The sequence below is a fragment of the Streptomyces sp. NPDC036822 genome, assembly GCF_055609145.1.
Window position 1 is genome coordinate 56,334 of sequence record NZ_JBVJPY010000025.1, and the last position, 17,524, is coordinate 73,857.

The window sequence follows — 17,524 nt, forward strand, 5'->3', positions numbered from 1 at the left end:
CCTCCAGCATCGGATGCGGGCTTCTGCCCGTGGAACTGCGGTCGAGGGCAGCGCCGCCGCTGTGTTCGCGGGCTCGAGCACAGCTGTCGAGGCGGCCCCCCGGGTGCCGATCGTCCTCGCGCCGGTTCCTGTACCGATTCTTGGTACGCCGTGGGAGGACGCTGTTCCACCGGCAGAGGCAGTCACCGAGTGCTACGAGGTGCTGCACCTGTCCGCTCCCGGCATCCCCCGCCTCCCTGAAGGACGAGCCTGGTAAGGCTTGACGGCTCACAGGGCGGACGGTGCGACATCGGTGTGGCCTCCGGGCCGGTGTCACACCGCCACCGCTGCGGGCTCGCGCTGCGGGGTGCGCGGGCCGGGCCCCGTCGCCCGGATGGACAGGTTCAGATCGAGGCGGCTGTTCATTTCGAGCTCGAACCGGCCGTACGGCCTCACACGGGTCCAGAACAGCGGCGACAGCGCCCTGCGGTCCGCGTCGGTGAGCTTGTCCGCCCACTTCGGATCGGCCAGGACCTCCTGCATCAGCGGCGTGTGGACGTGTACCAGCGCGGACTGGAGCAGGTGCCGACGCTGCGAGCCACACCGCTATGACCGTGAAGGTGGAAGCCGCTACTCAACACCCCGGGGTATCCCGCATGCCGCAGGCTACGGCACCGGGCAGCCCCACCACGCGCCCGGCGAGAACCCGGTGGACCCGGCCGCGGCACCGCCTCCGTCACGCGCGACCGCGATCTCTGGTCCCGCGAGGGTCACCGGGTAGCGTCGCCGCGCAGCAGCAGGGCGGCCAGGGCCAGAGCGTTCCCTCGGGGGGAGGCGATGTCGAGGCCGGTGAGCTCGGTGATCCTCGCCAGCCGGTTGTCCACGGTGTTGGGGTGCAGCCCCAGCCGGTGAGCGGTGCTGCGCCGTTCATGGCGGTGCTCGATGTGGACGCGCAGCGTCTCGATGAGTTCGGGCCGGTCGCCGAGGGGATCGAGGAGGGCGGCGATGCGGTCGCTGCTCTCGTCGTGGCGGGAGAGATGGTACTCCAGCAGGACGTCGTCCATGCGGTGCACGCCGGCGGGGCGTCCGCAGGCGCGGGCTACCCGGACGATGTCGGTGGCGGTGCGGGCAGCGGTCGGCACGTCCCGAGGGGTGGCGGCGGTGACCGCGGCCACGCGGGCGTCTTCTCCGCAGAGCTGCCGGAGCCGGACAACCAGTTCCTCGCAGGCGCGGACTCCGTCGGTGTCGTCCGGCCGCCGAGGGGCGACCACATGTCCGCCGTCGGCGCCGAGCAGGGACGCGGCCCCCGCGCCGAAGGTGCGGTCCAGGACGGTCTGGACGCGGCGCGTCCGCCGGCGCTCCGCCACGGCCGAGGCCTCGGGACCCCGCTCGCACGCAACATGCAGGTGGACGACGAGGGTGGGGCCTTCGAGTCCCAGCCCCTCGAAGGCCCGCGCGGGAGGCAGGGAGCCATCCAGCAGGCCCCGTACCAGCGACCGGTGGTGTTCGCGGCGTTCGGCGAAGAGCGCCGCTCGCTCGTCGAGGTAGGTCTCGGCGACGGCTCCGATGACGGCCTCGTGGCCGCGCAGGAGGAGGTCGACGAGCTCCAGGAGCGCGCCTTCCTCGCCGGCGGCGGTCTCGTCCCTGAGGGCCTGCCAGAGGACGTGGACGGCCGTCGAGTGGCTGCGCAGCAGGGTGTGCAGGGGCATGCCTTCGTCGGCGCGCTGGGCGGCGCGTTCCCGGAAGAGGTGGTAGTCCCCCTCGTCGTCCCGCCCGTCGCGTACGCGGTGCAGGAAGAGACGCAGCCCGTGCCGGACTGTTGCGGCGACCTCCACGTCCTTCACGTCGTTGGGGAGTTCGCTGTATCCGGGAAGCCGTTCGAAGGATTCCCGGGCCATGCGGCGGGCGAGCTCGTTGACACGGCTCTCGCACCGGGCGGCGAGCGCCCGGGCCTCGGGCGACAGAGCCGGACGCGTGCCGGGGGCTTCGGGCGGTGGGGCGCTCGGCACCGGAGGTCCTCCCGGGCAATGTGACGGATCACAGCGTATGCCGTCAACGGCTGTGAAGACGGCGGATATCCCGCCGTCGGGCTCCGCCGCAGACTCTACAGACATCAGCGGGCCACACGAGGGGCGCGGGACGGTGCCTTCCACGGTGACGTATAGGAGCCGGAAACTATGACGGAACACAATAGCAGCGGTTACATGGAGTACGCGGACCGGGTCTGGCGCGGGGAGGAGTCTCTGCTGGCCCACTTCACCGGAGAGTTCGCCGGCGGCGGACTCGTGCGGGTCGCCGAGCGGACCGGCTTCTTCCCGGCCTTCGCGAACGTAGCGGTGTTCGACACCGGGGACGGTCTGGTGCTGGTCGATTCGGGCGACTTCCGTACGGCGAGCCAGCTGCACGACGCGGTGCGCGGCCGCTCACAGGCGCCGGTGACCACCGTGGTGTACACCCACGGCCACGTCGACCACGTCTTCGGCGTGGGCCCCTTCGACCGGGAGGCCGCCGACAGCGGCACGGCGCTCCCGGAGGTCGTCGCGCACGAGGCCGTGACGGCACGCTTCGACCGCTACCGCGAGACGGCCGGCTACAACACCTGGATCAACCGCCGCCAGTTCGGCGTACCTTCCCTGAACTGGCCGACGGAGTACCGCTACCCGGACACCACCTACCGCGACCGGCTGACCCTGCGCAAGGGGGAGCTGACCTTCGAGCTGGTGCACGCCCGCGGCGAGACGGACGACCACACCTACGTGTGGATCCCGGAGCTGAAGACCCTGTGCACCGGAGACCTGTTCATCTGGAACTCGCCCAACGCCGGCAACCCGCAGAAGGTGCAGCGCCACCCGGTGGAGTGGGCAGCGGCACTGCGCGCCATGCAGGAACTCGGCGCCGAGGTCCTGCTTCCCGGACACGGCGTGCCGATCCTCGGCGCCGACCGTATCTGCCAGGCCCTCGGTGACACGGCGGAGCTGCTCGAGTCCCTGTGCACCCAGACCCGGGACCTGATGAACGCCGGCGCCCGCCTCGACGAGGTGCTGCACGGGGTGAAGGTCCCGCCCGGCCTGCTGGAGAAGCCGTACCTGCACCCCGCCTACGACGAGCCGGAGTTCGTGGTACGGAACCTGTGGCGACTGTGGGGCGGCTGGTACGACCAGAACCCCGCCAACCTCAAGCCGGCCCCCGAGGCCGCGCTGGCCGCCGAACTCGCCGAGGCCGCCGGCGGTGCGCGGGCGCTGGCGGACCGGGCCGGGCGGCTGCTCTCCCGCGGCGAGCTGCGTCTCGCGACGCACCTGGCCGAGACCGCCGCGCTGGCCGCACCCGCCGACCCCGACGTGGCCCGGATCCGGGCCGAGGTCTTCACCCGTCGGGCGGCGGCGGAGACCTCGACGATGGCGCGAGGCGTCTTCAACTGGGCCGCCGCGGAGGCCGCCGCCGTGGCGGAGGGCACAGACGTCGCCACCGAGCTGACACGCAGCGACGAAGGCCGGCGGCGGGCCGCGGGAGCCATCAGCGTGGGCGTCGTCGACGACGACAGCTGCGGCTGCGCCGCAGCCATGGACGGCATCGCAGAGCAAGGGGCGTGACCGTGGACGCGGTGAGCGCGACGGTGCGAGGCCCAGGTCCGACGGCCCCGACGGCAGGTGGCCGGCAGGCGTGGGCGACCACCTGGCTCCTGCTGGTCTTCATGCTGGTGAACTTCGCCGACAAGGCCGTCCTGGGGCTGGCCGGGCCGGAGATCATGAAGGAGTTCGGACTCACCCGCGAGGAGTTCGGCACGGCCCAGGCAGCGTTCTTCAGTCTCTTCTCGCTCTCCGCGCTGGGCGTGTCGTTCCTGACCCGCAAGGTGCGCACATCGGTGCTGCTCCTGGTGATGGGCCTGCTGTGGGCGGCCGCCCAGTTGCCGATGCTCTGGGGGGCGGCGGGCTTCGCGACGCTGATCGCCACCAGGGTGTTGCTCGGCTTCGCCGAAGGTCCCTCGGCCCCGGTCGCGGTCCATCACGTCCACGGTTGGTTCGAGCAGCGGGAGCGCACGCTGCCGACGGCCATCCTCATGGTGGGCGCGGCGGCGGGGGTGGCGGTGGCGGCGCCCACCCTCGGTGCGGTGATCTCCCACTTCGGCTGGCGCTGGGCGTTCGGGGCAGCCGGGCTCGCGGGCCTGTTGTGGGCGGCGGTGTGGAGGGTCAAGGGCAAGGAGGGGCCGTTGGCCCCGCCGGTGGGCCGTGACGCGCGTTCGACGCAGGGGAGCTCGGGGGCCGCGGACGTACCGCTGCGCGCCGTCTTCCTCTCCCGCACCTTCATCACGGGGGCACTGGGCGCGTTCGCCGCCTATTGGGTGATGAGCGCCAAGCTCACCTGGCTGCCGGACTATCTCCGGACCGTGGTGGGCTGGGACCTCGACCGGGCCGCCGCCGCGGTCGGCGGGGGAGCCGTGGCCAACGGCGCGGTCCTCCTGGCGCACGGGCTGCTGGCCCGCCGAGCCGCTCTGCGCGGAACGGGCGGAAGGCTGCCCGCCGGTGCCGGCGCCGGTCTGCTCCTGGTGGCTTCGGCGGGCGCGGTGACCGTGTTCGCCACCGTCGACACGCTGTGGATCAAGATCCCGATGATGTTCGGTCCGATGGCTCTCGCCCTGGTCATGATCACTGCAGCGCAGACGGCCATCGCCCGCATCACGCCGCCCGCGCAGCGCGGCGTCGTCCTCGGCGCCCTGGTGGCGGTCTTCGCCCTCGGCGGCATCGTCTCGCCCCTGGTCCTCGGCCGGATCGTGGACAGCGCGGCGACGGCCACGACCGGCTACGAGAACGGCTGGCTCGTCACGGCGGCCCTGCTCTTGGTCACCGGCCTTCTGGCGACGTGCTTCATGCGCCCGAAACGGGACGCCGAGAGGCTCGGCGTCCCGGAGTCACCGGGTGCGGCGGCCCCCGTCGTCCACTGAGGGGTGCACCCCGCCGGCTCGGCGCGGGCTGGGGCGGGGCGCTGGGCCGGTTCCGGATGGCGCCCTGGAGACGAGTGTGAAAGTTTATGGCAAAACGTTATAAAACGGGTGAGGAGATCGGTGTGCGGGGATTGACCGTCGAGGAGGCGCGAGGCGCTGCGGCCGAGGGCTGGATCTGGGGATACGCGCTTCTGCAGAACTACCGGACGATGTATCCGCAGGCGGTCGATCCCGACGATCCTCGGTACGCGGGCGGGTTCGGGCGCTTCCGCCACTACCCGGAGCCGTTCACCCCGGCCAACACGGACGTCGTGACCCCGAACAACGACACCCCGTACTCGTGGGCGTGGCTGGATTTGAGGGCGGAGCCCTCTGTGGTGTCGGTTCCGGCCGTCGACCGGTACTACGTTCTGCCGCTGCACGACCTGGACACCTCGTACGTCGGCTACATCGGCGCCCGTACGACCGGCTCGGAGGCGGGCGACTACCTCGTCGCGGGACCCGGCTGGGATGGCGTGGCCCCGGAGGGCGTCGCGGGCGTGCTGCGCGCCGAGACCTTCCTCGTCGGGATCCTGGGCCGCACGTATCTGGCCGGCCCCGACGACGTGCCGGCTCTGCGCGACATCCAGGAGCGGTACCGGGTGCGTCCGCTGTCGGAGTTCACCGGCGCCGACGCCCCGCCGCCGGTCGAGGAACCGGTGTGGCCCGTCTGGCGGGAGGAGGATCTCGACTCGGTCGAGTTCTTCACCCTGCTGGACTTCCTGCTCCAGTTCTTCCCCGCCCTGGGCACCGAGCGGGAACTGCGCGGACGGCTGGCCGCTCTCGGCGTGCGGGGCGGCGGGGAGTTCGAGCCCGCCGCGCTGGAGCCAGAGATCCGTGCCGCGATCCAGCAGGGCATCGAGGACGCCCGTGCCCGCCTGGAGGAGGCGAAGAAGGACGCGGCCGACTCCGCCCACTGGTTCGGCACCCGCGCCGAGCACGGCACCGACTACCTGACCCGGGCGGTCGGCGTCGACAAGGGCCTCTACGGGCTGCCGGCAGCGGAGGCCTGGTACGCGGGATGGGCCCGGGACGACCAGGGCAACCGGCCGCCGAACGCCCACACGCACGACCACGTCATCCGTTTCGCCCCCGGGGAACTGCCGCCGGCCCGCTACTTCTGGTCGGCGACGATGTACCGACTGCCCGAGCGGCTCCTCGTCGCCAACGAGATCGACCGCTTCTCGATCGGTGACCGGACCCCAGGGCTCGTGTACGACGACGACGGCGGCCTCACCCTGTACGTACGCAAGGACCGCCCGGCCGACCCGAAGCAGGCGGCGAACTGGCTGCCCGCGCCCGACGGCCCCTTCACCATCGCCATCCGCGTGTACGGCCCCGACACCTCCGTACTCGACGGCTCCTGGACCCTGCCCGCCCTGAGCGTCGAAACCTGAGAGGGGGCCCCGTCGTACCCCACCGGACCGGCAGTCCGGCCGACCTGGCCGCAGACGCGTACGTCTACGGCTACCCCCTCGTCTTCGACGTATCGATGATCTCCGCCTTCATGCACAAGGGCTTCGGCTCGCTGCTACCCACCCCCTTCAACCGGTTCGGCCACTCCACAAAACTGGCCACCCCGGACGCCCACTTCGTGTCCGTCAACAACGACACCGTCTACTCGATCGCCCAGGTCGACCTCACCGGCGGCCCGGTCCTGATCCACGTCCCGGACACCGCCGGCGCGTACTACGTCCTGCAGTTCGTGGACGCGTGGAGCAACAACTTCGCGTACCTCGGAAAGCGCGCCACCGGGACGGCGGAAGGCGACTGGCTCATCACTCCGCCCGGTTGGCCCGGCCCCGCTCCCGACGGGGTGCGCGAGGTGATCGAGGCCCCGACCACGGTGATCTCCATCGTCGGCCGCAACGCCTGCGATGGCCCCGAGGACCTGCCCCGCGTGCGCGCCCTTCAGCAACAGCTCACACTCACCCCGCTCGACGAGGCGGCCCGCCGGGCCGGTCTGCCGACGCCTGATCCCGACGTCCCCGAAGAGCTGCGCTTCTACGAGCAGCTGCGCGTGTGGATGGCTGACTTTCCACCCGCCGGCCCCGACCAGGACTATCAGAAGCGCTTTAAACCCCTGAGGCTCCTGGAAGAGGGGCCCTCGCCGTACGTGAACGCCGAACCCGCCCTCGTCAAGGCCCTCACCGAGGGACTCGCTGCCGGCAAGGCGCGCGTCGAGGCAGCGGCGAATCCGCCCGTCGAAGGGAAGCGTCCGCCGGGTGCCTGGGTGATGAACCCACACCTGTTCGACTACAACCTCGACCACTTCGGCGTCGGAACCCTCGACACCCCGCAGTGGCGGATCGCCGACCGGGAGATGTCCTACCTCGTCCGGGCCGGTGCGGCGCGCTCCGCGCTGTGGGGCAACCACGGCTACGAAGCGGTATACGCGCACACCTTCACCGACGCCGACGGTGAGCAACTGCACGGATCCCGGTCCTACACCCTGCGCTTCGAACAGCAGCCGCCCGTGGAGTCGTTCTGGTCGGTGACCATGTACGACACCCCCGACTACTACCTCGTCGACAACCCGGCCGGCCGATACTCGCTCGGCGACCGCACTCCCGGCCTCGTGTACGACGAAGACGGGTCCATGACCGTCGTTATTCAGCGCGAACGGCCCGAGAACCCGACCGAAGCGGCGAACTGGCTTCCCGCTCCGGATGGCGACTTCCGCCCCATGATCCGCCTCTACACGCCCAGCCCGTCCGTCCTCGACGGCACCTACCGGCTGCCGTCCGTCACCGCGAGGAGGTAAGACGGGCTGGGGAGCCAGTGGAAGGACCGGCCCCGGGAAGTCCAGCCGGTGGCGTGCGGCGCCTTTCAGTGACTGCCGCGGCAGGCTGCCCCGCGCCCCGGAGCAGAGAGTGTGTGTCCAGCAAGCATGGGTGCGGCGCGGCAGGGCATCCGGGGGTGGAGGGGACCGGGTCTGACGCGCCCCTTGGTGCCCTCCGTCGATGTCAAAAGCCTGTAAGGGGTATGAAGGTGAAGGGCTTCCGCAGCTTCATCCTGCGCGGCAACGTGGTCGACCTTGCGGTCGGCATCGTCATCGGAGCGGCGTTCACCGCCGTCGTGAACGGCTTCGTCGGCGCCTTTCTGACCCCTCTCGTGGGGCTGGCGACCGGCGCCACCGGCGACATGAGCCGCAAGACCTTCACCGTGGGCGCCACCGCGTTCCCCTACGGAGCCTTCATCAACGCGGCGATCAGTTTCCTCCTCCTCGCCAGCGCCCTGTACTTCCTCGTCGTGCTCCCGATCAACAAGCTGCACGAGCGCCTTGCCCCGCACCACGACGTCCAGGCACCCAAGCGGGACTGCCCCGAGTGCCTCAGCCCCGTCCCGGCACAGGCCCGACGCTGCGCCTCCTGCACCGTGCCCCTGCCCGCACTACCCGCCCAGGCCGGGGCGACAACCCAGCGGGCCGGGTGACCGACCTCCACCGGTGCGGCCCCGGTGCAGATGCCGGGCACGATCTCGACGAGACCCATACCCTCTCGGCGTTCTCCTCAGTCGGCGCTTGTCCTCCATGTTGATGATCCCGGAGTACGCCCGCCGCAGCGGTCACGCCAACTTCCCGAGGGAGCGGACCGACGGGGCAACGGGTGACTGAGCTTCTGTGTGTGTGGTCCTCGGGCGCGTCGTGGCGGTGGTCGGCATCCTCGCCGGGGTGCTGGTTCTGTCCGGCCTCCCGTCTCGGTCGTCGTCGCGCTGCACCGCTCCGGCCTGCGTCTGTGTCGGGTAGGCGTATGTGAGGGGGTCGCCTCAGTCGTGGTAGTGGAACTTTGCGGTATGTAGGCGGCGTTAAATGGGTGGGGGGCAACGAAGCCTGCAACGGGTCAGACGAAGCTGAGGTGGCACGAGTGGCGATGTACCGCGGCTCCGGCCGGTTTCAACAAGCACGTCGACCAGCTTTCGGCCGGCTTCGTCATGGGGAAGGCGGCGGTGCTTCAGGAGGTCGTCAAGGTGGCGAAGACGCCCATCGAGGCACGGGCTGTCGTTCAGACCGGCATCGTGGTCGCGGGTGCGGACGGCTTCATCGAGCCCGCCGAGGAGCAGATCATCCGCGAGGCGTGCGCTGCGCTTGGTCTGCCGGCGGCGGAGTTCGGCATCTGACCCGCTGACCCCGGCGAAGAGACGCGCGGCTGTCTACCTTCCCCCAACCTGTCGCGTCCTGCGGGTCGTCCCGGTCGACCAGTGAGGCACAGGCAGCCGTACGAACCGCACCGGATGCCGCCACGCGCCCCGGTCGACGGCGGTGTCAGCGCTGATCTCGGCGACCTGGTCGGGCACCTCGGGCGTGACGTCGAGCGGGTCCTTGCTGCCCCAGGTGGCGGTGAACCGGACCCAGGTCCAGGGATGGCCGGGCCCCGCGGCAGTGAGGCGGCCTGCGAGCCGCCCGGCCGCGTCCGGCTTGAGCGGCGTGGTGCGGCCGACGGCCCGCAGCCGACCGCAGCCGTCGAAACGGCCCAGGACCAGGAGCCGGGGACGCTCCAGGGAGCTGGTGATCCCTCCGATGATTGCTTCGGGCTGCGGCCGTCCTGTTGGAAGAGCGCACGATCACCAGGGCCGCGTCGAACCCACCCTCCGAGTCTGCGGTGAGGCCGGCCCCGCCGTAGAGACCGCGGGGGTCCTTCTCATACTGACCTATCAGCGCGTAGGCATCTGATCTTGGCTTGCCGATCAGGGCGGGCAGCAGCGTGCTGAAGACATCCCAGGGCCCGCGGCCGGGTGCCATGGAACCGCAGATGAGCGATCCGAGATGTGGCACCCTGCCGCGCGGGTGGACCTCCATGAAGTCCCTGACCACGACGGATTCCGCCGTGCACACCTCCTACATGGCGCTCAAGGAGCTGCCCGCGGCCATCGCGTGTTCGTACACCTCCTTGGGGTCGTTGAGCAGCTCCGTGCGCAGCCGCTCACTCCGGCCGTCGTCGTCAGCCGGGCGGGCCCTGGTGCCGGCCAGTGCCAGCGTGCGGGCCTGCCCGTCGGCGGAGACCTCCGCGATGAACTCCGGGCTGAGCCCGGCGGCGGACAGGCCGTCGAGGCGGAGCAGGAACGACCTGGCGGGAGAGTTGTGCTTGCGCCCGGCCAGGAACGTGGCGGGCAGGTCGACGTCCGCCTCGATGGTGAGCGATCGGGTCAGAACGACCTTCTGCAGCCCCTGTTCGCGCATTTCCTGGACGACGGCATTCCTTGGCGGAGAGCGTCACCGTCGTGACGGTGGAGATGCGCGGGCGGGTCAATGGCAGATTGTCATCGGTGCCATAGACAGGGTTGGGGGCGACTCGTGACCTCAACAGGATCCCGGCCAATCAGGTCGAACCCGTCCACCTCGTCCTCGGACGCACACTCCGCATCCATGATCCGCTGCACGAGCACACCCGCTTCAGACCGGCTCACCTCCACGGCGCCCCCGTCACAGGCTCCCCGGGCGCCAGCCTAAGCAGCAGCTCGATTGACCGGACAAGCGTGACACTCGGGCTCCGGGCCTGGCCGGAGCCCGAGTGGAGACGACGTTGGCCCCGGGAAGTTTCAAGCGTCCCGGGGCAACGTGCGTGAGCGGCAGCGGCGGGGCTACCGGGACAGCCACAGGTCCCAGCCGTCGCCGGTCCGGGGCAGGGGCGTAGGTGGCGAGGCGCCCGGCCTCTTCCCACTGTGGGAGCCGGTCGCGCAGGACGGCGAGGGACGGTGAGGCGGGGGGCGATCTGGCACATGCTCACCGACAACGTCGGCCTACCAGGAACTCGGCGGCGCCTTCTTCACCCCACGCGATCCCGAACGCGCCACTCGCTGGGCCGTGACCCAGCTCAACCCGTTCGGCTACACCGTCCCCCTCAAGCCGAGGGGGACGGCATCCCACCTACGAACCGTCAGGCCGATGATCCACTGTCGATGACCAGGTCGGTGCCGACGACCGCGCCGGCCGCGGGCGAGGCGAGGTAGAGCACCGCGGCCGCCACTTCTTCGGCCTCCGCGACCCGGCCGAGCGGGTTTTCTGTCTTCACTCGCTCGGCGCGGTCGGCCTCGGTCTCGCCGGGCCGCAGCGACATGGGAGCGGCGGAGGCGCCGGGGCTGACCGCGTTGATGCGGATGCCCTGGTGGATGTGGTCGAGAGCGGCGGCACGGGTCAGCGCGGAGACCGCTGCCTTTGAGGTGATGTACGCGGCCATGTTCGGGATCCGCAGGTGTGCGCCAAGGTTGGAGGAGATATTGATGATGGCGCCGCCGCCGTTCTCCTTCATGTGCGCGATCTCGTGCTTCATGGCCAGCCAGACGCCGGTGACATTGGTCCGCAGCACCGCGTCCCAGTCCTCCTCGCTCACCTCGCCGGCGGGTACGGTGGCGCGGAGTATCCCGGCGTTGTTGACAGCGATGTCCAGCCCTCCGAAGCGGGTGACGCTCTCGCGTACGAGGTTCTGGAGGCGGCCGGAGTCGGTGACATCAACGGTGACGGCGGTGGCCGTGCCGCCGGTGGCCTCGATGAGGCCGACCGTCTCGTCCAAGGACGCCGCGGTGCGTCCCGCGGCGACTACGGATGCGCCCTCGGCGGCGAAGGCGATCGCGATCGCGCGGCCGAGGCCGGAGCCTGCGCCGGTGACGAGGACGGTCTTGCCGGTGAAGCGGTTCATTCCGGTGACTTCCTTAAGTGATGGATTACTTGGTGCGGTGGTTCAGGAGGGCGATGACGGCGAGGGCGGCCCCCGTCGCGGCCAGGGACCAGGCGTCGCTGCCGAGTGTGAGCAGGACGGCGAAGAGGACGGTCGGGCCGAATTCCATCGCAGTGTTCAGCACGCCACCCGCGAGCCCGGTCTGCTGCTGCGGTACACCTTCGGTGGCGAGCACGGCGGCTCCGGCGAAGGAGGCCGCGGTACCGGCCGGGAGTAGCACAAGGCCCGGCATCAGTCCATACGCGTACCAGGTGTGCGCATCGAGCCCCGTGAACGCGAGGAGGGCGAGCCCGGCCGCGCCCGTCCCCAGCCCGGCGGCCGTGACGGCTGCGGCCCCGTACCGGACGATGAGCGGTCCTGCCGCCCGGCCCGAGGCGATCAGCGCAACGGCGAACGGCACGAAGGCGGCCGAGGTCTGCAACGGGGACCAGTCGCGCGCCTGCTGGAGGTGAAGTGAGAGAACCACGAAGGTCATTGCGGTCCCGCAGGCGCTCAGTGCGATGGCCGTGAGGGCGAGGGCCCGCCGCCGGTCAAGCAGGAAGCGGGGTGGCAGCAGTGGGTCGCGGGCCCGGCGCTCGGCGTACCAGAACGCGACCAGCAGCGCGGTCCCGCCGAGCAGCGGCACGAGCACGCCGGCCGACGACCAGGGTTGGGCGTCAGTGACGACGAGCCCGTAACTGGTGAGGGTGATCCCGACGGTGGCGAGCAGAGCACCCGGCAGGTCGAGAGTCCTGCCCCGGTTTGGTGCGGTGTCCGGTAGCAGCCTGGGCGTGAGGGCGAGGACTGCGATCGCCACCACGAGAGGTACGGCGAAGGCCCAACGCCAGGAAAGCAGCGCGGAGATGACGCCGGAGAGCAGATTCCCCGCAGTCGCGCCGATTACCGAGAGCCCGCCCCACGTGGCCATCGCCCTGCCGTACGCGGTGGGGGAGGGGAAGACGGCGCGCAGCACGGCCATGGCGGCCGGCGCGACGAGGGCCGCGCCCGCGCCCTGCGCGAAGCGCGCCGCGAGCAGTGCCCCAATGCCGGGGGTGAGTGCGGCGGCGGCCGAGGCAGCTGCGAAGAGAACAAGGCCCGCGGTGAGGGCGCGCCGCCCGCCGTAGCGGTCGGCGAGGCGTCCGCCGAAGAGCAGCAGCCCGGCGAAGGTCAGTCCGTAGGCGGTGTTGAGCAGGATCAAGTCTGCGCGCTTCAGGTCGAATTCGCGCCCGATGCGGGGGAGCGGTACGGCGATCGCGGCGAGGGTGAAGATCAGCGTGGTCTGGACGCTGCCGAGGAGGACGAAGGCCCATCGGTGCTGCATGGCGGTGACGCGGGCGGTACCGGTGGCGGTCATGCTTCCCCCCTGATATTTGACCGATCGGTTCGTTATTTGGGCGCACGGAAGGGAGTCCGGCGGCTCCGGTGGGTGTGATTCAGTCCAGGAGGGCCAGCGCCTGCTCGGCCGCGTCCCGCACCCGGGCGGGATCGTTCGACGCCTTGCCGACGATCCGTACGCCCTGCAGCAGGACGAGCAGCATGCGGGCCAGCGCGCGCGGATCGCGGTCCTCGGGAAGCTCGCCCTGGGCCTGGGCTCGTACGAGCGCGGAGTGCAGTGGGGTCTCGAGGTGCTCCCAGCTGATCTCGACCCGGCGGGCCGCCGCAGGGTCGTGCGGGGCCAGCTCGGCCGCGGTGTTGGTGACGAAACAGCCGTTCAGCCGTCCTTGCGGGGAGGTGGCTTCCGCGGCGAAGCGGCGCACCATCGCCCGCACCGCAGGCAGTGCGGGGCCCGGCTGCGACAGTTCGGCCAGGAGGAGCGGGTCGCGCATCTCGGCGTACCGGTCCATGGCCTTCAGGTACAGCTCATGCTTGCTACCGAAGGTCGCGTAGATGCTGGCGCGGCCGACGCCGAGGTGCTCGACGAGGTCCGTCACTGACGTCGCTTCGTAGCCGCGCCGCCAGAACAGCTCAAGGGCCGACTGCAGCGCGGCGTCCGGATCGAATTCCTTGGTCCTGGCCACGTCGAAGACCATAATCGTATCTGGACTGGTCGGTCAATTATTGTTCAGGGGAGGCGATCCGCCGCGCCCGGGCCGCGGGGGTCTGACCGCCGAGCCGGGCCATGGCCCCCCCGCAGGAACTCCCGGACTGGACGGTCCGGTGCCCTTCGTGGGGCTGGCCCAGTTCGGCCAGAAACCCCTCGACGATCGGACCAAGATGGTCGGCAACCACGTAGGTGCCGTTGAACGGCAACTCGTCCGGAGGAATGGAGCCGGTCGAGCACCGGAGCTGCCCGGCCTGCCCGTCGTGCCACACATAGAACGTCGCCACTCCGGAGAAGCCCAGCTCGCGAATGCGTTCCCGGGTCCCGGCAGCAGTCTGTTCGAAGGCAGCGATCGCCTCGGCAGCGGATTGGTCTCCCACTCCACCTGCCGGTTACCCGGCTCCAACACCAGCGGCTCTTCGGCCACCTCAGTGATCCATGTCAAGAGCACTGAAGCAGTATTCCCGCCTGGAAGGGCGTGGGGCACACCATAAGAAGCAATGTCTACTGTAAGGCGCAGGTCGTGAGGCAGATGCGTGCGGCGGCGTCAGAGTCGAGCCGCCCCCGGGGTGCAGCCTGACGGCTGTCCGCCCGGAGGCGCTCTGGGCTGGAGCGGGGGCGAGGCAAGCGGCATGTCGGACCGGTAGCCGAGTCCGGTCACCGGATCACGGGGCGATCGGCGAAGGCGCATGTGGACGGCCCTGTCGCCCGCCCGCCTGGGAGGTCGCCTGGTTCACTGGGCGTCTGGGTCGATCGCGGGGACGGTTCGGTGCAGTACTCGCGTGCGACGGCCCCGAGGCAAGGGAGCACGCTTGTGCACTGGCTCTTCGGTGATCAGCTGGGCCCGCATTTCTTGACGAGGGGGGCGGCAGGGCCCGCGGACGACGAACCGCTGCTGATGATCGAGGCGCGGTCGGTGTTCCGGCGCAGGCGCTTCCACCGGGCCAAGGCGCACCTGGTGCTTTCCGCCATGCGTCACCGCGCGGCCGAGCTCGGTGACAGGGTCACCTACCTTCGCGCCGACACCTACCGTGAGGCACTGGCACGGGTGGAGGCCGCCCCGTCCCTGACCGTCCATCACCCGACCTCATACGCTGCCCTCAAACTCGTACGATCCCTGCCCCAGGTGGAGATCGGCCCCGCGCGGGGATTCCTCGTCCCGATGGAGGATTTCGCCGCGTGGGCGGACGGCCAGGGCGGCGATCACCTGCGACAGGAGACGTTCTACCGTTGGGTGAGGCGCGGACACAGCCTGCTGATGGACGGCGATGCCCCGGTCGGCGGCCACTGGAACTACGACCACGACAACCGCAGGCCCCCGCCGAGAAAGGAAACCGCTCTCCCGGTTCCCGCCCCCTACCGTCCGCGTGAGGACGAGATCGACGAACAGGTACGCCACGACCTGGACCAGTGGGAAGAGAAGGGCGACGTGTCGTTCGTCGGCCGGGACGGTCCACGACTGTTTCCCGCGACCCGCACCGAGGCGCTGAGGGCCCTTCACCGCTTCATCGAGCACCGGCTCGCCGCCTTCGGGCCGTACGAGGACGCCATGCTCGCCGCCGACTCGGTCATGAGCCACAGCCTGCTCTCCTCCTCCCTCAACCTGGGCCTCCTGGACCCGGCCGAATGTGTGGAGGCGGCAGAGACCGCTTGGCGCGAAGGGACAGCGCCCCTGAACAGTGTCGAGGGCTTCATCCGGCAGATCGCGGGATGGCGCGAGTACGTGTGGCAGGTGTACTGGCACTTCGGAGAGGACTACAGGCGATCCAACGTGCTCCGGCACAGCGCGCCGCTGCCGGAGTGGTGGAACGCCCTCGATGCCGACGACGTACGCGCCCGCTGCCTGCATACCGTGATGACGCAGGTGCGAGACACCGGATGGACGCACCACATCCCGCGCCTGATGGTCCTGGGCAGCTACGCCCTGCAGCAGGGATGGGACCCTGCCGCGCTCACGGACTGGTTCCACCGTTGCTTCGTGGACGGCTACGACTGGGTCATGGTGCCCAACGTCGTCGGGATGTCCCAGTACGCCGACGGGGGTCGGATGACCACCAAGCCGTACACGTCCGGCGGCGCGTACGTGCATCGGATGAGCGATCTGTGCGGCCCCTGTGTCTATCGGCCGGGCGACAGAGTCGGAGAAACAGCCTGCCCTTACACACGGGGCTACTGGGCCTTCATCGACCGCCACCGCACCCTTTTGGAGCACAACCACCGCATGCGCCAGCCCGTACGAGGCCTCGACCGTCTGCCCGACCTCGCGGAACTACGGCACGAGCAGCAGGCCGACGATGGCGGACCTCCCTGACCGCATGGCGACGGGCGCCGGCCGACATGGGGGTCGGTGGCTCGCCGACGCCCGGGGAGCGCGCGTGTCGGCTGCGTGATCTCCGGGGCGCGCCGTGCTCCCTCACCCCGCTTCGTCCGCCGTCATGCCTGAGTGGTGGGGTCGGGGACTCCGTGTTCGGCGAGGGCGCGACGGAGGACGTCGTTGTCGTGCTCCAGGCGGTCGATGCGGGTGCGGATGGGTTCCAGGGCTTGGTGGAGTTCGGCGAGGGTGTAGCGGGGGGTGATGTGCTGAGGGCAGTTCCAGTCGAAGGCTTCGATGGTGATGAGGACGAGGCGTTCGACGACGGGCGGACGGGTCTCCGTTTGGGCGGATGACTGGGTGAGCTGCTGGGTGAGGTGAGGGTGGGCGGCGGGGGGCTGGGTGGTGGCGTGGCCGATGATCTTGAGTCGGGATCGGGTGGTGTAGTCGGTAAGGATGAGGGCGACGCGGGGGTTGTCGTCAAGGTTGCCGTTGGTGATGTATTGGCGGTTCCCGCGGTAGTCGGCGTAGGCGAGGGTGGTCGGGTCCACGGGGTGGAGGAAGCCCGGGGGGCCGCCGCGGTGCTGGACATAAGGCCAGCCGTCGGTGTTGACGCTGGCCATATAGAAGCTGTCGCGTTCTTGGATGAACTGCTGTTCGTCGGGGCCCAGTCGGTCGGGCTCGGGGCCCTGGGCATGTGCCATGCGTTGGTAGGCACGGGCGCTGCCGGCGGTGTTCTGGTGGTGCTGAACGGCGGACGTGAACAGGATCTGCGCGTAACGGCTGGTCATCGCGGTCGGTCACCACCAGTAGATCGGATAGCGGGGGGTACTGCGTTCCATAGCGGAGCGGATGACTCCGGTGGCGGTGATGATAAGGGTGGCGAGGGCGAGCAGAGCGAGGAAGAGCCAGGTGGGGGGCTGGGTGACGACGACGATGACAGCAGTGGCGGCAGCGGGGGAGTGCGGAGTGCGGGCGGCCATCATCGCGCCGAGGGCCAGGCCGCCGGCGAGCGCGGCGGCCCAGGTGGAGGTGCCGACCACGGCGAGGGTGGCGAATCCGGTGAGGGCGGAGACGAGCTGGCCGCCGATGACGCTGCGGGGCTGGGCGAGGGGGAGGGCGGGGGCGCCGAATACGAGGGCGGCGCTGGCGGCGAGCGGAGGTACCAGCATGTGCTGGTCGAGGAGGACGCCGGTGGCGACGATCGCGGTGAGCGAGACGGCCGCGGCAAGGGTGGAGATCAGGATGACGCGTGGAGCGGGTCGGACGGGCGCCTTACTGGACAGCCGGCGGCCCGCGGTGGGGGCCGGGCTGCCGGCCGGTGTGGGGGCCGCGTGGGCCGCGGTGTCGGTCATGTGTACTCCGGGTGTGGTTGGGCTGGCTGGTGCCGGTGTTGTGTGGTGTCGGGTGGGGTGGGTGTGCCGGGGGTGGTCTGGCGTACCGGGTGTGTGTCTGTGTGGTGGGTGTGGTGGTTAGAAGCGGGTGGTGGTGTGGGTGGCTACGTTGTAGCCGAGGGTGAGGGCGGTGGTGTTGTCCCAGTCGAAGTGGACGCCGATGTATTT

General features: G+C 70.4%; 14 protein-coding genes and 2 pseudogenes. 7 read left to right on the top strand and 9 right to left on the bottom strand.

Going from position 1 to position 17,524, the window contains the following annotated elements; translation table 11 throughout:
- Positions 1-312: 312 nt before the first annotated feature.
- Both ACZ68P_RS33215 and ACZ68P_RS33220 read right to left on the bottom strand, forming a co-directional pair.
- The gene (locus ACZ68P_RS33215) at positions 313-561 is read right to left on the bottom strand and encodes a Tn3 family transposase (protein ID WP_471012782.1); all 249 of its coding nucleotides are present in this window, start codon (positions 559-561) and stop codon (positions 313-315) included.
- Between the two features lie 188 nt (positions 562-749).
- Positions 750-1,988: a PucR family transcriptional regulator gene (locus ACZ68P_RS33220; protein ID WP_471012757.1), complete on the bottom strand. Its 1,239-nt coding sequence runs from the start codon at positions 1,986-1,988 to the stop codon at positions 750-752.
- Positions 1,989-2,156: 168 nt separating this feature from the next.
- Between ACZ68P_RS33220 and ACZ68P_RS33225 the strand changes: the two genes are divergently transcribed.
- From ACZ68P_RS33225 to ACZ68P_RS33250, 6 genes and pseudogenes are all read left to right on the top strand, one after another.
- Positions 2,157-3,569: an alkyl sulfatase dimerization domain-containing protein gene (locus ACZ68P_RS33225; protein WP_471012759.1), complete on the top strand. Its 1,413-nt coding sequence runs from the start codon at positions 2,157-2,159 to the stop codon at positions 3,567-3,569.
- A 2-nt stretch (positions 3,570-3,571) separates the two neighbouring features.
- On the top strand, positions 3,572-4,918 hold the full coding sequence (locus ACZ68P_RS33230; RefSeq protein WP_471012760.1) for an MFS transporter: 1,347 nt from the start codon (positions 3,572-3,574) through the stop codon (positions 4,916-4,918).
- Between the two features lie 122 nt (positions 4,919-5,040).
- Positions 5,041-6,354 (top strand): DUF1254 domain-containing protein, encoded by a 1,314-nt coding sequence (locus tag ACZ68P_RS33235; RefSeq protein ID WP_471012761.1) that lies wholly within the window; start codon positions 5,041-5,043, stop codon positions 6,352-6,354.
- 95 nt (positions 6,355-6,449) lie between these two features.
- Entirely contained in the window at positions 6,450-7,721 is a 1,272-nt protein-coding gene (locus ACZ68P_RS33240; protein ID WP_471012763.1) for a DUF1254 domain-containing protein, read from the top strand.
- A gap of 221 nt (positions 7,722-7,942) precedes the next feature.
- Positions 7,943-8,392 (top strand): large conductance mechanosensitive channel protein MscL, encoded by a 450-nt coding sequence (mscL, locus tag ACZ68P_RS33245; protein ID WP_471012764.1) that lies wholly within the window; start codon positions 7,943-7,945, stop codon positions 8,390-8,392.
- Positions 8,393-8,851: 459 nt separating this feature from the next.
- A pseudogene (locus ACZ68P_RS33250) lies at positions 8,852-9,076 on the top strand (TerB family tellurite resistance protein); the annotation flags it as partial.
- Between the two features lie 145 nt (positions 9,077-9,221).
- Here the strand turns inward: ACZ68P_RS33250 and ACZ68P_RS33255 are convergent.
- The 5 genes and pseudogenes from ACZ68P_RS33255 to ACZ68P_RS33275 all read right to left on the bottom strand — a co-directional run bounded on the left by ACZ68P_RS33255 (position 9,222) and on the right by ACZ68P_RS33275 (position 14,031).
- A pseudogene (locus ACZ68P_RS33255) lies at positions 9,222-10,136 on the bottom strand (chorismate-binding protein).
- Positions 10,137-10,833: 697 nt separating this feature from the next.
- Positions 10,834-11,592, bottom strand: a complete 759-nt coding sequence (locus tag ACZ68P_RS33260) for an SDR family NAD(P)-dependent oxidoreductase (RefSeq protein ID WP_471012766.1) — start codon at positions 11,590-11,592, stop codon at positions 10,834-10,836.
- Positions 11,593-11,617: 25 nt separating this feature from the next.
- On the bottom strand, positions 11,618-12,964 hold the full coding sequence (locus ACZ68P_RS33265) for an MFS transporter (protein WP_471012768.1): 1,347 nt from the start codon (positions 12,962-12,964) through the stop codon (positions 11,618-11,620).
- 79 nt (positions 12,965-13,043) lie between these two features.
- On the bottom strand, positions 13,044-13,628 hold the full coding sequence (locus ACZ68P_RS33270) for a TetR/AcrR family transcriptional regulator (protein WP_471012769.1): 585 nt from the start codon (positions 13,626-13,628) through the stop codon (positions 13,044-13,046).
- A 37-nt stretch (positions 13,629-13,665) separates the two neighbouring features.
- Complete coding sequence (locus tag ACZ68P_RS33275; RefSeq protein ID WP_471012771.1) at positions 13,666-14,031, bottom strand: hypothetical protein; 366 nt, start codon at positions 14,029-14,031, stop codon at positions 13,666-13,668.
- Positions 14,032-14,465: 434 nt separating this feature from the next.
- On the opposite strand from ACZ68P_RS33275, the gene ACZ68P_RS33280 reads away from it, so the two are divergent.
- Positions 14,466-15,962 (top strand): cryptochrome/photolyase family protein, encoded by a 1,497-nt coding sequence (locus ACZ68P_RS33280; protein WP_471012773.1) that lies wholly within the window; start codon positions 14,466-14,468, stop codon positions 15,960-15,962.
- A 122-nt stretch (positions 15,963-16,084) separates the two neighbouring features.
- On the opposite strand, the gene ACZ68P_RS33285 is transcribed toward ACZ68P_RS33280, so the two are convergent.
- Both ACZ68P_RS33285 and ACZ68P_RS33290 read right to left on the bottom strand, forming a co-directional pair.
- Complete coding sequence (locus tag ACZ68P_RS33285; RefSeq protein WP_471012775.1) at positions 16,085-16,753, bottom strand: pyridoxamine 5'-phosphate oxidase family protein; 669 nt, start codon at positions 16,751-16,753, stop codon at positions 16,085-16,087.
- A gap of 9 nt (positions 16,754-16,762) precedes the next feature.
- Entirely contained in the window at positions 16,763-17,317 is a 555-nt protein-coding gene (locus tag ACZ68P_RS33290; RefSeq protein WP_471012777.1) for an HPP family protein, read from the bottom strand.
- Positions 17,318-17,524: the final 207 nt, after the last annotated feature.